Source organism: Dyella sp. (genome assembly GCF_035486915.1).
Classification (GTDB): domain Bacteria; phylum Pseudomonadota; class Gammaproteobacteria; order Xanthomonadales; family Rhodanobacteraceae; genus Dyella_B.
The window spans coordinates 1-15528 of record NZ_DATHMR010000200.1 but is presented as its reverse complement, the minus strand read 5'-3'; the positions used below and the strand labels follow the sequence as shown (position 1 = coordinate 15528).

Annotated in this window: 15 protein-coding genes; 2 read left to right on the top strand and 13 right to left on the bottom strand. The window is 58.5% G+C overall.

The window, feature by feature from the left end; translation table 11 throughout:
- Nucleotides 1-165 precede the first annotated feature (165 nt).
- The 6 genes from VK725_RS16395 to VK725_RS16370 form a co-directional block, all read right to left on the bottom strand.
- Entirely contained in the window at nucleotides 166-1188 is a 1023-nt protein-coding gene (locus VK725_RS16395; RefSeq protein ID WP_325319129.1) for an amidohydrolase family protein, read from the bottom strand.
- An 81-nt stretch (nucleotides 1189-1269) separates the two neighbouring features.
- Nucleotides 1270-1941: a 4-carboxy-4-hydroxy-2-oxoadipate aldolase/oxaloacetate decarboxylase gene (locus VK725_RS16390; RefSeq protein WP_325319128.1), complete on the bottom strand. Its 672-nt coding sequence runs from the start codon at nucleotides 1939-1941 to the stop codon at nucleotides 1270-1272.
- 20 nt (nucleotides 1942-1961) lie between these two features.
- On the bottom strand, nucleotides 1962-3443 hold the full coding sequence (locus tag VK725_RS16385; RefSeq protein WP_325319127.1) for a carbohydrate porin: 1482 nt from the start codon (nucleotides 3441-3443) through the stop codon (nucleotides 1962-1964).
- Nucleotides 3444-3536: 93 nt separating this feature from the next.
- A complete protein-coding gene (dctA, locus tag VK725_RS16380; protein ID WP_325319126.1) occupies nucleotides 3537-4805 on the bottom strand; it encodes a C4-dicarboxylate transporter DctA in 1269 nt (422 codons plus the stop codon).
- A gap of 84 nt (nucleotides 4806-4889) precedes the next feature.
- Nucleotides 4890-5789, bottom strand: a complete 900-nt coding sequence (locus tag VK725_RS16375; RefSeq protein ID WP_325319125.1) for a hypothetical protein — start codon at nucleotides 5787-5789, stop codon at nucleotides 4890-4892.
- A complete protein-coding gene (locus tag VK725_RS16370; protein ID WP_325319124.1) occupies nucleotides 5786-6643 on the bottom strand; it encodes an amidohydrolase family protein in 858 nt (285 codons plus the stop codon). The genes VK725_RS16375 and VK725_RS16370 overlap by 4 nt, the downstream gene beginning before the upstream one ends.
- 256 nt (nucleotides 6644-6899) lie before the next feature.
- Here VK725_RS16370 and VK725_RS16365 point away from each other — a divergent pair, with 256 nt between their 5' ends.
- The gene (locus tag VK725_RS16365) at nucleotides 6900-8123 is read left to right on the top strand and encodes a LysR family transcriptional regulator (protein WP_325319123.1); all 1224 of its coding nucleotides are present in this window, start codon (nucleotides 6900-6902) and stop codon (nucleotides 8121-8123) included.
- A gap of 175 nt (nucleotides 8124-8298) precedes the next feature.
- On the opposite strand, the gene VK725_RS16360 is transcribed toward VK725_RS16365, so the two are convergent.
- From VK725_RS16360 to VK725_RS16340, 5 genes are all read right to left on the bottom strand, one after another.
- A complete protein-coding gene (locus VK725_RS16360) occupies nucleotides 8299-8892 on the bottom strand; it encodes a PqiC family protein (protein ID WP_325319122.1) in 594 nt (197 codons plus the stop codon).
- Nucleotides 8889-10547, bottom strand: a complete 1659-nt coding sequence (locus tag VK725_RS16355) for an intermembrane transport protein PqiB (protein WP_325319121.1) — start codon at nucleotides 10545-10547, stop codon at nucleotides 8889-8891. Before VK725_RS16355 ends, VK725_RS16360 begins: the two co-directional genes overlap by 4 nt.
- Nucleotides 10540-11172: a paraquat-inducible protein A gene (locus tag VK725_RS16350; RefSeq protein WP_325319120.1), complete on the bottom strand. Its 633-nt coding sequence runs from the start codon at nucleotides 11170-11172 to the stop codon at nucleotides 10540-10542. Before VK725_RS16350 ends, VK725_RS16355 begins: the two co-directional genes overlap by 8 nt.
- On the bottom strand, nucleotides 11169-11786 hold the full coding sequence (locus VK725_RS16345) for a paraquat-inducible protein A (RefSeq protein WP_325319119.1): 618 nt from the start codon (nucleotides 11784-11786) through the stop codon (nucleotides 11169-11171). The genes VK725_RS16350 and VK725_RS16345 overlap by 4 nt, the downstream gene beginning before the upstream one ends.
- A 219-nt stretch (nucleotides 11787-12005) precedes the next feature.
- Nucleotides 12006-12455, bottom strand: coding sequence for a hypothetical protein (locus tag VK725_RS16340; RefSeq protein WP_325319118.1), 450 nt, complete (start codon nucleotides 12453-12455; stop codon nucleotides 12006-12008).
- A 463-nt stretch (nucleotides 12456-12918) separates the two neighbouring features.
- Here VK725_RS16340 and VK725_RS16335 point away from each other — a divergent pair, with 463 nt between their 5' ends.
- A complete protein-coding gene (locus VK725_RS16335) occupies nucleotides 12919-13410 on the top strand; it encodes a YfbM family protein (protein ID WP_325319117.1) in 492 nt (163 codons plus the stop codon).
- A gap of 192 nt (nucleotides 13411-13602) precedes the next feature.
- Here the strand turns inward: VK725_RS16335 and folE2 are convergent, their stop codons facing one another.
- Nucleotides 13603-14535 (bottom strand): GTP cyclohydrolase FolE2, encoded by a 933-nt coding sequence (gene folE2, locus VK725_RS16330; RefSeq protein WP_325319116.1) that lies wholly within the window; start codon nucleotides 14533-14535, stop codon nucleotides 13603-13605.
- Between the two features lie 107 nt (nucleotides 14536-14642).
- The gene (locus tag VK725_RS16325) at nucleotides 14643-15524 is read right to left on the bottom strand and encodes a squalene/phytoene synthase family protein (RefSeq protein ID WP_325319170.1); all 882 of its coding nucleotides are present in this window, start codon (nucleotides 15522-15524) and stop codon (nucleotides 14643-14645) included.
- Between the last annotated feature and the right edge of the window lie 4 nt (nucleotides 15525-15528).

The window sequence follows — 15528 nt, the reverse complement described above, 5'->3', positions numbered from 1 at the left end:
TGAGGACTACGTGCTGCTGCCCGCTCTTTGTGGAGCGCCCATCTGTCAGCGAAGTGCCGTTGAGACGAGTTATTTTGAGCGGACGGAAGGATCCGCTTTCGGCCCAAAGCGCATATCAGGCGCATAGGGCTATATCAACAGGATGCACAAGTTTGGTTACGCGACTTACTTGCCGCGCGCCTTCAGCTGCGCGTCCAAGCGTGAATAGACGCGACGCGCATTGCCTTCCAAAACCTTCTGCCTGTCTTCGACAGGGATATCCAGCGCGTCGATGTAGCGAAGGGTATCGTCGAAGTAGTTGCCGGTGGTCGGATCGATGCCACGCACGGCACCCACCATTTCCGAGCCGAACAGGATGTTGTCGATGTCGATGACCTTGAACAACAGATCGATACCCGGCTGATGGTATACACACGTATCGAAGTACACGTTCTTCATGACGTGCTCGCTCAGCGGCGGTTTCTTCAACATGTCGGCCAGACCGCGATAACGGCCCCAGTGGTACGGCACCGCGCCACCGCCGTGCGGGATGATGAAGCGCAAGCTTGGGAAATCCTTGAACAGATCGCCCTGCAGGAACTGCATGAACGCGGTGGTATCGGCGTTGATGTAGTGCGCGCCTGTCGCGTGAAAGTTGGCGTTGCAACTGCCGGATACGTGAATCATGGCCGGCACGTCCAGTTCCACCATCTTCTCGAAGAATGGATACCATGCGCGGTCGGTAAGCGGTGGGCCATCCCAATGGCCGCCCGACGGATCGGGATTGAGGTTGCAGCCAACGAAGCCCAGTTCGTTGACGCAGCGTTCCAATTCGGCAATCGAGTTCTTGATCGTCACCCCTGGCGACTGCGGCAATTGGCACACACCGATAAATGTTTCCGGGTAGAGCCCAACCACACGCGCGATCAGATCGTTGCAATGGCGCGTCCATATCTGGCTGACCGCTTCGTCACCTTGATGGTGCGCCATGGTGCTCGCACGCGGCGAAAAGATTGTCATGTCTGCACCGCGTTCACGAAGCAGGCGCAGTTGATTGGTTTCGATGCTTTCGCGGATGTCGTCGTCGGAAATGTCCGGATAGATCGGCGAAGGTTGTGATGGATCGTCGAAGTGATTCAGTTGCGCGTCGCGAAAAGCATCGTGTCCTTTCGGTGCGGTCGTGTAATGACCGTGGCAATCGATGATCATGCAGGGCTCGCTCCTTGGATGTGGAGAACGTCGGTACCATCATGCATCCACATCGCACGTACGCTTTCGAACGGGATCGCCTCAGACATATTTGAGGCCTTTCTGCGCCAGACGCTCGCGCATGTCGTAAATGTCCAGACCCAATTCGCCCGCGGCCAGGCGTTTGCGCTTTTCCTCTTCCCTGGCTTCGCGTTCGTTGGCTTTTTCCAACACCTGCGCAGCGCTGGCGCGCGGGACCACGCAAACGCCATCGTCATCGGCGATCACCACGTCACCTGGATTGACCAGAGCACCACCGCAAACTACCGGCACGTTGACCGAGCCGAGCGTTTCCTTGACCGTACCTTGCGAATAAATGGCACGACTCCAAACGGGAAAGCCCATCGCGGTGAGATCACGCACGTCGCGCACGCCCGCATCGATGATCAGACCACGGCAGCCGCGCGCTTTGGCCGACGTGGCCAGCAGGTCGCCGAAATAGCCGTCTTCGCAGGGGCTAGTGGGAACGGCGATAAGCAGATCGCCTTCGCGCAACTGCTCGATCGCCACATGCATCATCCAGTTGTCACCCGGCGGCATCAGCACGGTAACCGCTGAGCCGGCGATGCGCGCGCCGCTGTAGATCGGGCGCAGACTGGAATGCATCAAGCCAGTGCGGCCTTGCGCTTCATGCACGGTAGCGACGCCAGCATGAGCCAGGCCGTCGATCACATTGGTGTCGGCGCGTTCAATACGGGTTACTACGACTGACATATTCAATCCTCTTCGCAACATCAATCATTGGCGGCAGCAGGTCTGAAGCCCAACAGCACACCGATGTCCACGCGCAGGCTGATCGCATACACGAACAAGTTCTTCGGCAACACCGATGTTTTCGGAAGACTCGAATTGTCCGGATGCACGATGTACTGCAGGCTCGGCATCAGCTCGAGACCTTTGACAAGGTGAATGCTGTAGGTCAGGTCGTAGTCGGTTTGATGCAGCGCATTCACGCCGGTACCGCCTTCTTTTTTGCGTACTTCGGCAAGATAGGCTTGCTCTTCCGGCGTCAATTCGAACTCGGAGATATTCAGGCCGAGCGTGTCGTACGGGCGGAACGAGAACGGCCCGGTCATGACGAACCCGGTATAGATCTGCTGATGCATGATCTCCTGATCTTCCAGCTGCTGCACCCAGCCGCCGAAGACGTTGAAGCTACGCGGCGAATCCGGATCGGGGCGCCAAATCACTTTGTCGCCCATGACGTAGAAACCATCGCGGATGTGATGGTCGGTTGCTGCAGTGCCGCCGTCCATACCGAGCGGTTCGCCCTTGGTATTCAAATTAATGTCGGTAAGCGGAGCCGTGCTTTCATACACACCGCCCTTCAACTCAAACGGATATTGCACGGTCTTGGGGTCGTTCTGCGCCCAGCCGAATTCGATCGGCAACGTATAACCGGTCGAATGCTTGATTTCCCAATCCAAACCATTGCTGGGCTGCACATCTGGATTGACCTCGAATGCACCGACATCGACGTAAGTGTTCTGGGTCGTCTTGAATTTCACGTTGCCACCCCACGTCGCCGAAGGCAGCAGGCTGAGTCCGGTTTCGGACACCAGCATTCGCGGCTCGCCGCAGGTATTGGCCGAGACGAACTGGCAGTTGACCACCAGGTGGCCGAAGTAGGTGGTGCTGCCCAGGCGACCGATCTGGACATCCAAGCGATCGTCGAATGCCTTCTGCTCGTAAGAAAACAGGCCCAAATGCCAACGCGGAAAGGCGTTCTTATAGATGTACTGCTGTTTGTTGTAGGTGCCGGTGACGAGCGCGTTGAGGCTCAACCCGTAATCGCGATACGCGGTGAAATGAAAACTGGCGCCAGACCACCCGAAGATCTTGCCGAGATCGAAGTCCGCACCGATATAGAACTGGCCAACGTTATGGCTACCCTGCTTGACGCCGCCGGTGGTGTTCTTGGCGTACTGATCAATTTCGCTGGCGCGGATATTGACGCCATCGTCGAGCAACTTCTGCACGAGCTTCGAGCGCGGCAACGCCGGCTCCTTGGAAGCAGGTTGCGCACCCACCGGCCTGCTGGAAGGATCGACGGTGCCGTTGCCGATGTTCTGTTGCGGCCCGTTCTGCGCGAGCGTATAGGCATCGGCCCAATTCGCGTTCGGCCCGCTATTTTGTGCCGACTGTGTGTTTTGCGCATGCGCGGCAGGTGCCAGCAGCATGGCGATGAGACTCAGGTATATCGATTTACGTGCCATCAGCCTTCTCATTGACGCAATCCTCCCCATCGCGGTGCCGATAGGAACCGCGAGATGCATGTTGTTTTGAAGGCACGGTCGACGAACTGCCTGTTAACCTGCCTGTAGTTCTTGTTGAAGCTTGTTGCGGTCGACGGCTTTCTCCCAATAGCCAACCGCCACGGTCGCAACGCAATTGCCGACGATGTTCACGAACACGAACCCCGCCGACAAAATGCGATGCACACCGAGTATCAAAGCGACGCTGCTGACCGGAATAGTTTTGGTCGCCGCCAACGTCATGGTCAGCACCGCGATAGCCGAGCCGGAAACACCCGCGCCACCTTTGGATGTAACCAGCAAAATCAGCAACAGACCCAACTGGGCCTGCCAGCCGAGTGCGGTACCGGTGGCCTGCGCCAGGAACACCGCCACCGCTGCAAAATAAAGACAGGTGCCGTCGTGATTGAAGCTATAGGCAGTAGGCAACACCATGCCGACCACCGATTCGTCCACGCCAAGGCGGGTGAGTTTTTCGGTAAGCTGCGGAAACACACTCTCCGACGAACTGGTGCCGAGCACCAACACCAACTCTTCGCGGAAGTAACGCATCAGTTTGAACAAACTGAAACCGCATACGCGTGAAATCGGCGCAAGCACCAGCAGCAAGAACACCACGCACGTGAGCGCGAATTCGGCCACCAGTTTGGCTAGCGGCACCAGGCTGCTGAGGCCGAACTTGGCGGTGGTAAAGGCAATCGCGCCGAAAGCGGCGATGGGTGCGATCTTCATCACCACGCGGATGATCCAGAACAACGTCTGGCGAATGACATCGACGAGGCGCAGTACCGGTTGCGCGTTGTCACCGAGACTGGCCAAGCCGCAAGCAAACAACACCGAAAACAGCAGAATCTGCAGAATGTCGCCGTTGCTGAACGCTCCGATGGCCGATGTCGGCACGAGATTGGTGAGGAACTCGCCAAAACCATGCGAAGCCGGTGCCGCCTGATCGCCCGCGGCGATGCCTTGCTTGAGCGACGCCGGGTCGATATGCATGCCCACGCCAGGCTTGAGCACGTTGATGGCGACCAAGCCAATCACCAGCGCCACGCTGGTGACCAGTTCGAAATACACCATCGCCTTGAGTGCGATACGCCCGACCTTGCCCAGGTCGCGCACGCTGGCAATGCCGTGCGTGACGGTGCAGAAGATGATCAGTCCCACCACCATCTGGATCAGGCGGATGAAGATATCGCCCAGCGGCTTGAGTTGGGTGCCCACATCCGGCCACAGCACACCGACCAGCACACCCAGCGCCATGCCCACCACCACCTGGAAAGTCAGGTCGCGATAGAACGGACGCCGTTGCGTGATCAAGTGCATGTGTAGGTTTACCGGTCGGGTCATGGTGAAGCTGAACTCTTGGCAGGTACCGCGTCAACGCTTCGTGCGCTGGCGTAGGCAATGTCAGGCCATCTCGCCTTCCAGCAAGGCGCGCGCGGGTCCCAACACCTCCTCGAGGCTGAGCTTGCGCGGAAGCAGGGCCTGCTCCAAACAGGCATCGATGATCCATTCCAGCGGACCGCTTAAGGATTCAAACCCGGACAAAGTCTTGCGCGGACCGACCGAGGTTGCGACTTGCTGGTTCTCGGCTTTGGCCAGCAGATCATAGGCGGCGCGCACCGCAAGCGGCTCACGCTTGCAGATCTCTGCGCTGGCGACTACCACATGGTTAATCGGCACAAAGCCATGCTGCTGCGCCCAATTCAGGTCCTTGGCTTTGGCATCGGCGATCACTGGCACGTAGTCATCGCCCTCCGGTAAGTCGTTGCCGAAGATCGCCGCATCGATGTCGCCATCGTGCAGCATGTCCAGCAGGCTCTTGTCATGCGCCGGATGTTCGACGAACCGCGGATCCTGGTACTGCTCCACGTGCGCCAGATCATGGGTGATCCAGCGGATATCGGGCGTCGCCAAGCCGTAATCCTCCACCAGATGCGCGCGTACCCACATGCCGGTGGTCTGCGTGTATGAGCGCACGCCGATGCGTTTGCCACGCAGTTGTTCGGGTTTGACGTCACCATGCGGGCGATACGACACCAGGCAGCCGCGCTGGAAACGCGAGGCCACCACCACGGGCAGCAACACGATCGGTCGCTTGAAAGCAATCGCCTGCAGTGCAGTGACGATCGCCAATTCCGAGATATCGAATGTCGCGTCGCGCACCATCGGTGCAAAAGCTTTATGGATCGGGGTGATCTCGGTGAAGTCGAGCACCACCCGATCGCTCTTGAGCGCACCATTCTTCAGCGGTGTGCTCAACGCGGTGGTCTTCAACACGGTGTGCAGATGGATCGGCTGGCTCATGCCACCACACCCCGCAACGCCGGATAAATGCGTTCGACGGTGCCGCCGAAGATCATCGCCTGCTGTTCGCTGGGCAAGCTGGACAACACATCGCGTGCAGTCGTCAGCAGTTCATCGAGTGAACCTTCGGCCGCGGGAAAGTTGGAGCCCCACGCAATGCGTTCGGCACCGAAGATATTCACCAGCTTTTCCAGGAAAGCAGCCGGAGTGGAGCGGCCTTTGGCGGCTGCGGCCAACGTGCGATTGGTCAGCTTGAGGTGCACACCTTCGAACTGCGCCATATCGAACAGCGCCTGCGCAGCCTTGTACGGTGCGCCGTCATCCAAGTCCGGACGGGCGCAGTGATCGAGCAACACGCGCGACTTGGGAAAATGCTCAAGCAACGTGCGCAGCGTTGGCAGACCCTGCATGGTCATCTGCAGGCAGACGGGAATGCCCATCTTTTCGGCGTGGGCCCACGCCGGGTAGGAATCCTTGTGACCAAGCCAATCCGATTGGCCGGGCATCGTGGTGCCGGTGGTAAACAAGCGAAAGCCATGCAAGCCCCGCGCCTCCCAATGATCGATTCGCTGCACCGCATCGGGCGCCAGCGCATCGATCGAATACACACCGACCAGGCGATGTGGGTAGGCACGCACCGCATCGACCACATAGCTGTTGTCGTGCCCGTATACGGTCGAAGCCTGCACCACTACCGCCTTCGCAATACCGGCGTTATCCAGCGCCTTGATCACGCCTTCGGCATTGACCGGACGCTCTTGCGACCACGCGGATTGATGACCGCCGATTGGGTTCTTCGGATAGGTCATCGTGTCGGAAGCGATGGCGTGCAGATGGGAATCAATGATGTTCATCAGGGCGGTCAGTTCGTTATTGGCGTTGGTGTTTTTCTTGCGCCGCAACAATCGACATATTGAGGAAGGCCGTAAAACGGATGACTTTTGATGCTGCATCGCGCAAATCAAAGTCTCGCGCCGACTTTCGAGTTTGATATCGACTGTCACTGGGGCTTTTGACCCCTCGCATTTCGGAAACGAAATTTGCGCGAAAACACGCATGATGCCAAATTCGTTTTATTGTTCGTCCATAAGCAAATACTATTGATTGTGTATGGATCGAATTTATGCTCTGAACCTCCGCCACCTGGACGCCCTCAGCGTCATCGCGCGCGCCGGCAGCATGAGCGCTGCGGCCGAGCAGGTCAGTCTTTCGCAACCGGCGTTGGCTCAAGCGGTCGGCAAGCTCGAGCGCAATCTTGAAATTCGCCTGTTCGAACGCCGGTCCGCGGGCGTGCGCCCGACCGCAGTCGGGCTTGCCTGGATCATTCGAGCCGAGCGTGCCTTGCGCTATCTCACGCAGGGCGTGCGCTTGGTGCGGCGTTCGGCACGCCTGGCGCCACTGAACCATATCGAGCGACGCGTCAGCATGGTCCAGCTACGCGCCCTTGTGGCGGTTGAACACTGCAGCAGTTATGCCGCTGCCGCCGAACAAATCGGGCTATCGCAACCGGCCGTCTATCGCGCAGTGCAAGAACTGCAGGACGCCCTGGGTGCGGAATTGCTGGTGCGCGCGGGACGCGCAGTACGGCCCACCGATTTAGCCAGCCGCTTCGTGCGCTTCGTGCGTTTGATGTTGGCGGAGTTGCGCACGGGACTGGACGAAATCGCCGCAGGCAAACATGGCGTCGGGCGCATCAGCATCGGTACGCTGCCGATGGCGCGCACGGTGTTTCTGCCCGATTTGCTCGCGCGATTCGCGCAAGAACATCCAGGCGCATCGGTAGAAGTGCGTGAAGCGCCGTATGGCGAGTTGTTGATCGCACTGCGCCACGGCGATATCGACCTGATGATCGGTGGCGCCATACGCCATCCGGCACCCGCCAATGACGTGGAACAAGAAGCGCTGTTCGATGATGAGCTGTTCATCGTCGGCAACAGCGCTCATCCACTACGGCGCAACAGGGTCGTTACCATCCAGGACCTGTTCGCCTATCCATGGGCAGTGCCGGCACTGGGCGTACCGATGCGGCGCAATTGGGAGACGCTGTTCCGCAGTCACGGCGTTGAACCACCGACGCCGCGCATCGAATGCGGTTCGGTGCTGGTCGCGCGCGGACTCATGCTCAAGGGCGAATGGCTGACCCTGATGTCACTGGATCAGTTCCTGTTCGAGCGCCAGGTCGGTGCCCTGGCTGAAATTCCCATCGAGGGCGGCGTCCTGCGTCGGCGCATCGCCATGACCCGGCGCAGCGACTGGCGTCCCACTTCCATGCAGGAACGCCTTGCAGTCATGGCGCGCGAGATGGGCGCCGAGCGCACCCGTCTGTTGCCATGAGCGAAGCGAACGGGTCAATGCTTGCGCGTCTCCATACCGCATGCTTTTTGTTGATGCGTATGCCGGTCCCGGTGAGTTCGATCCTCAACGTTCGGATCAATGAGAATCCTCACTCCGTTCGAAGGCGTTGCACTCCCATTAGGCCGCCGCACGTGCGACTGGCAATGCATTCCCATCAATGTCCAGGACAAACCGGGACGTGCTGGTTACGCATCGCCCTAACCGACGCGGCCATATCGCCGGCGAGCGTGCGAAACACACGTTGCTGGGCGTCCACTACACCATCGATACCGCTTTGGGCCGGCTCGACGATCACTCGCTGACATGACCAGGTCTTTATCGTGGAACCCTCGCCAGTGGACACCCACCAATTGGCGATCAGCTCCACGTTTCCGCCTAAGGTCGCATCGAGCTTTTGCACTTGAACACCAACCTGCGGAATGGAACGCGAGCCGTCGCCGAGATTTTGAACATCCTCCAAGCCATCGTCGCGTTGCCATGCATCGTCCAACGCCCCGCGAATTTCATCGGTCAATGGCGCCGCCCATCTATCCGTGGGTTCTCGCACCAATGTGTTGTTGCTGGCGCGAACGACCAGTTGCTCCGTATCCACTTCTGCGGGAATTTGCACCGTGGTCAGGCGCACCTGATCGTGTGATGTCGATGTCGCGGACTGACCGGATGCCGGTTGCAAGGTGTGATAGCGAAACCCGGGTGAAGCGCATCCACTCAGAAGCGCAAGCCCGATCGCCAACGGATAACTTTTCATGGATGGCTGCCTTCTGGCGCCTGGGTGCCCGAGGCGGGTTGAGATGGTGACGCGTTTGAACGTCCTCGAATGAGCGATTCGGGATGCTCGTTCAAAAGATCGGACAGGTTTCGCAACGAGTAACTAAGTCGCGTGAGCTCAATGAGCATCTGATTGAGGTTTGTTTGAAGCGACGAGTTCGGTTGCAGCATGCCGTTGGCGGACTGGAAGGTCGTCGTCGCCTGCCCCAAGGTCGCATGTGCCGAAGGCAGCGTTTGCGTGTTGATAAGACGGAGCGTTGTGCCCAGCTCGGCGATATCGTTGTTAACGCCTCGTCCAATCGAATCGAATGGAACCTTATGGACCTTGGCCACGATGTCGGCCAGTTGTTCTTGCAGCTGGCTCAGACTTCCCGGCACCGTCGGAATGATGAGCGGCCGGCGCTGCTCATCGAATTCCACAGGCGGCGCATTGGGTACAAAATCCAGCGATATGTAGAGTTGCCCAGTGAGCAAGTTGCCGGTGCGCGCCTGCCCTCTCAACCCATCCTTGATCATCGAGTCCACAAAGGACGCCACCTGCGCTTCGTTCCCCTGACTGGAGGGGAATTTGGCCAGCACTGGCCCCAGTCGATGCTCGTAGACCGCAATGTCCACGACCACGCTGAACTTCCGCGTCGATGGGTCGTAATCCAAAACAACGTTGCGCACATCGCCGACGTCCACCCCAAAGAACTCAACCGATGCCCCTTTCTCTAAACCACGTAAGGCTTCTGAAAATCGTAGACGGAAGAAGAGCGGCGTGCCTTGCCGATCGGACATGGCTGTTTCTTGATCGGGCGCCAGCGGAAACGCGGTGTCCTGCGCAACCTCGGTCAGGTTCGTGACGTCGGGCGTATTGTCGAAGGCGACGCCCCCTGACACGATCGTTGCCAGCGATTGCGTTCGCATCTTCAAGCCGCCGGAAGTCAGCGAAACGTCTACGCCGCTGGCGTTCCAGAATCGAGTGGCGGCACTGACGAATTGATCGTAAGGCGCGCGCACAAAGATCCGGATCGATACCGTCTTTGTGGCTGCATCCATCGAATAATCGGACACCCGGCCGACATCGATGTGGCGAAAATACAAAGGCGATCCTACGTTGAGCGAATTGAGATCGTCGGTCCTCAAAACGAAGCTGCGTCCCTGCTCCCCAGTCGCCACCATCGGCCGATTGTCGAGCGCCACGTAGGACTTTTTCGCTTTCGTGGACGTGCCTGGATCCACCGCGATATAGGGGCCGGAGAGCAACGTATCGATGCCCGACACGCCGCCTGGACCGATTTGCGGGCGAACGATCCAAAAGCGCGTATCGGCGTGGAGCAAGCGTTGTGCATTTCGCTGAAATTGGACTGTAGCCAGGACGCGGTTATCGTCGTCGCTCAGATCCACCGCCGTGACGGTGCCGACGACGACCTCCTTGTATTTGACGAACGTTTTGCCGGCCTGCAAACCGGAGGCGGTATCGAACGAGATAACGATCGTGGGCCCTTGTTGAAGGCGCGCGTGGATCAGCATGCCCAGGCCGATGGCAATGGCAATGAGTGGCACCACCCAAACGATCGGTGTGCGATGCTTCTTGGGTTGCATACGCGGATCGCGAAAGGACCCCGACGCAGCACTCGTCGACTCAGCCATGATCCACCTTCCGATCCCAGGTTAGACGTCCATCGAAACTGAGTGCTGACAACATGGTAAGCACCACCACTGATCCAAAAAACACGATGCCCAAACGCGGCTCCGCTTCACCCAGCGCTTGAAATTGAATGAGCGCGGCCACAATGGCCACGACGAGCACATCGAGCATCGACCAATAACCAATCCCTTCAACAAACTTCAACAGCCGAGTCTTGCTGACCAGGGCGTGTTCAGAGGCGTTGCGGTTCCACAGCAGATAACCAAGGGCGATGAACTTGGTACAAGGCACCGCCACGCTCGCCAGAAAAATCAGCAGCGCGATATCCCACGACCCCGACTCCCAGAATTCCACAATGCCGCCAATGATCGTGCTATCGGCCTCATTGCCTAACATCTTCGTATACATCACCGGATACACATTGGCGGGGATGTACAACACCAGCGCAGCAATCAAATAAGCGGCCGATCGAGCATGCGAGTGGCGCTTTCGCACACTCAGCGCGCTGCCGCATCGCGGGCAATCGAGCCCGTGCGTTTCGCATTCGGACCGACCGTCGCACACCATGCCGCAAAGGCTGCATGCGACCAAATCCAACTCATTTGCCCGCTTGCCGCCGGACGTCATGCGGGTCCCTCATAGAGACGCCACAGTTCCTCGGTGTCGTGCTTGGTAATCACCACCATAAGTGGCGCGAGCAATGCGATGGAAACGACTCCTGCCCCAATCACGACATGCAGGTAACTGGACAGTTTGACGATGGCCACCAATACACCCAACAAAAAGACTTCGGTCATGCCCCAAGGCCGACTGAGATGGAGGCAACGCATGATGACCACGAAATACGGACACGGTTTGCCCAGCGCCGCGAATGACAACATCCAGAGCAACAGCGCGATCTGAAATCCAGGGATGCCGATGATGACGATGCCAGCGGCAATCGCCATGGGCGTGCCAGGGCCTTGCGCCAATGCCGAAATGGATTGCAGTACGGTCGCTTTGCTGTTCAACCCGTCCAAACTAATGACCGCCACCGGAAAAGTGTTGGCGAACACGAACAAGCAAGCCGACGTGATCGTCCAGGCCAACCACGCTTGGACGGACAAGATCGAACCCTTCGCAAGTCGCGAACCGCAACGACTGCAGTAATAACTGGCGCCAGGCACCATGAGAGTTCGATCGTAGATCTCTTCGCAATGCTCGCAGAGCATCAGATGGGGGTGCGCGCGCGCAACGCTCATGATGAGTGCACTGTGCAACACCCGCGGCGGAGTTGGTGCGCGATCCGAGTTTTACACTTTGCCATGGGATCCCATCTTATTCAGCGAAAGCACGGTTCATCGTTCATGATAGGGACGATTGGACCCCGAACATTGGCGGATTGAACAACGTCGTCTGTGATTACTTTCATCCAGTGTTGTGTCGACATGCCCAGTCGTCGGTGCGGCGTGGAAAAATCGCTATGGAGACAGTTTCCGCGTGCCCCATAGCTCCTCTCGGCAGGCGCTGCTGAAGCCACTGAGGGGATCCATGTTCTTGTCATCCATGAGCTCCGTGACGTCCTGAAAGGTTTTGTTGGGCGCCAGGTAGGTGTTGACGATCACGCGCACGACCAGGTCCGCGTGCTCGACGACGCTGGGTGCCGACAACACGCGCATCCGGCTGACCATCGCATATAGCCCCACCAGGTTCGTCACCTTGGGAGTGTCGTGCTCGTAAGCGTCGGCGTACCACTTGGAAGCTTCTTCGATGAAGTTTCGATACAGCTCCTGGCGCTGGGTCAGATGCGTCGCTCGTTCTTGTGCTCGGAATTGCGCCATCTGGGTGAGCCAGGATGCGCACAGGCTGGTAAGGCCGCCGATAGCGGACCCCGTCAATGCGGCAAGGGCGGGGACAATGGCGGTTTCCATGACATGGACTCCGGAGCAACAAGGTATGTGACATCAGAGCATTGTTTGATGACAGTTCCTCTTTGAAATCGCCATAAATTGCCCGTCGACAGCCTATTTTTGCTGTTATGGACCCTTCGCGATGTTTTCGCTGACCCGGACGTGAGGAGGCTCTTTCAACCAAAGCTAGCGCAGCGCGGCATTTCTCGCTTGTACGCGATTGACTGGATATGTATAAAAATTGAGCGAGTTAAAAGAGATTGAAGGAAGCCGTGGATTGCAGTCCCAGGGGCCACCCATCGCTAACGGCGGTGAGATAGGGAAATTGACGGGAAGGCGATAAGTTACGTAGACGAGGCCGAGCTATTTTGGAAGACGATGTCGAGCACTTGATTGCACTAGGCGAATGTCCACTTTCGACTGAAGCGGACATTGAGCTAACGATATAAGCACGATACGGTTTGACTAGCGCACAGGAGGCAGTATGTCGATGATAGGGAACTTCGTTGCCATTGATGGAGCCACATTGAACCGGCTCATGGGCAACCCAGGTGAAGTCGTTGACTTTCTTTATCCAGAGGGCGGTGATGGCCCTCCCAATGCGCTGGATGTAGAAAAGGCTTGGCACGCAATTCACTTCACGCTCAACGGCTCTCAGTGGGAGGGGCATGGAGCCTTGGGTATGGTTGTATTGGGAGGCACTGAGATTGGCGAAGACGCGGGTTATGGTCCTGCTCGTTATTTGTTGCAGGGCCAAGTAAAGGAAATTGCCGAGGCTCTATTGAAGATTTCGAAGGAAGAGTTCATCGAACGCTTCCATCTCGAGGCCATGGACGAACAAAAGATCTATCCGCAGATCTGGTCGCGGGACGGCGATTTCGGGCGGTCTTACGTCCTAGGTCACTTCGTCAACCTCGTCAATTTCTACCGAGGAGCGGCAGAAAGAAGTGATGCGATGCTGTTGTTCATCAACTGACGCAATGATCGGAATGCCCGCTTTCGACCCAAAGCCCCCTCTGCTGAGAAACGGGATCAGATGACTCTGACCCATTAGCTTCTCTATGAAATGAAAACCTTGATAGACCTCCGCTGCGAACTTCTCGTCGTCATTGCCGTGTTCGGCTTTGCCTAACGATCTAGTTCTCTTGTGCTTAGTCAATCCAAGACATCAGAGAACCGACGTATTTTTGTGCGCATGTGCGACAGCGTTATGAGCGTGCAGACTTTCCTGGTGTTCTAAGCGAACATGGAAATCGGCGATGTTCTTGTCGGCATCGAGTGCACGCTGAATGCGGCGTGCGGCATCTTCACAGAACATCAGATTGCCGCCGTTGGCGAGCGCGAAGGCCTGTTCGTCTTCGCGCTTGACCGCCGTTTGCACCGGCGTGCCCAGCGAATGCTCGACCGTGTCGAGCAGATCGATGAGCTTCAACGGCGCACCGTCGACGAAGCGCACCAGCAGGCGCGCAACGCTGCGCTGGGCATGCGGCGTCGCCACGATGCCTTTCTCGCTACCCAACCACGCCAACACAGCGGCGTGATCCAGCGATTTGCCCGCATCGAAGTCCTTGGCGAACTGCTCCTGGATCAATTGGCGAGAAAGCGCTGCCGAGGCCGGACAGGTGGAGGAGTACACCACTTCCGTGCCCAGCTCCATGCGAAAACCATCGGCGCACAGGCTCGCTTCGATGGAAACCGGATAGGCGCGCCAGCCACTGTTATCGCTGCGCAAGGCGGCACGACGCACGAGCTGGTCGAAACGGATGCTGATGCGCGCGCGGTCGGCCAGATCCTTGTGGGAGTCAAGAAACGCGCGCAACAAGGATTCGAGCATCGCTGCATCGACGGTCTTGCTGCTCAGATACTCATCGACCAGCAGATACAAACGCGACATGTGAATGCCGCGCTTGTCGGGCCGGGTGAGATTGACGAAGGCACCGACCTGCGCACTCGATCGCTGCACGTCGCCGTCGCCCGCGTCGAAGCGCACCGGCACTTCGATGCCATCCATGCCTACCCAGTCCAGCGCGCCAGCCAGATGCGGCTGCGCCTGCCCAGCGACATCGGGCATCAGACGAACGGTGTTTTCATGGCTATGCATGGGTATTTCCTGTAACCGTCAGCGATAGAGCGCCGCGAGGTTCACGTATTTTGGGGCAGCTTGTGGCGTTGCAACAGGCCCAGACAGGAAACAGTGAGTTTTCGCGGTCAGCCCGAAGCCTGCGTTTGCCAGCGCCGGGCCGCGTTCCAGGCGCGGAGCGTTGCCGTAAAACCACCATCTGGGCTGCCTTGCTGAAGCATCGCCAAGGGATCGTCCGCGCGCTCGGCCTTGCGGACTAGTTGCCCGCCCTGGGCGCCTTCCAGAGCCCTGAAGACGCTCACAGGGCCCTTGAGACGCCCCGCCTCATCCCATGCAGAGCGAAGATCACCCAGCTGTGCTTTGATGGCCTGGTCGCGCGCGTCGCCGCGATCCCGCAGGCTGGCGCGGCTTAGGCTGAAGCGGGCCAGGCGTGCCATGGGCAGCGGCAAGCGATCGCGTTCGGCATCGTCCTGCAGCCGGCGCAGGGCGAACAGCAGATGGCTCAACGTCGCAAGGCGCGCGGCGCGCGCAGGCGATGCTGCATCGCCATACCACCAGTTGGTTTCCAATTCGGCGAGCGCGCCGTGCAAGGCGGAGGCAGCGTTGAGCTGCGCGGTGAAATCGACCGCCGTACCCTCTTCCAGTTGCGCCATCGCTGCAAGCACGGGCGCGACCCACCGCTCCTTCGTGATGGCATGCGCGCGTTCGTCGTCGAACAGCACACGAGTCAATGGATGTCTTCCGCCGGTCTCGTGCGCATTGCTCAGTTCTTCCGCCCACCAGTTGAGTTTGGTGAGTGCGACTTGGGGTTCGCGAATGCCGTAGGCGGTGGAGAGTAATTCCTGCTCTAACGCAGCAAGCGCTACATGTCCTGGGTATTTGCCGGGATCGACAAAAACCAAAGCCACGCGCTGCTGGGGTTGCACGCTGAGCCACTTATCGATGTAGCTCTGCAACGCACCGTGCTGTGCAACATCAACGGTCACGCGGCAACCTTTAGCTTGAGCAATTGCG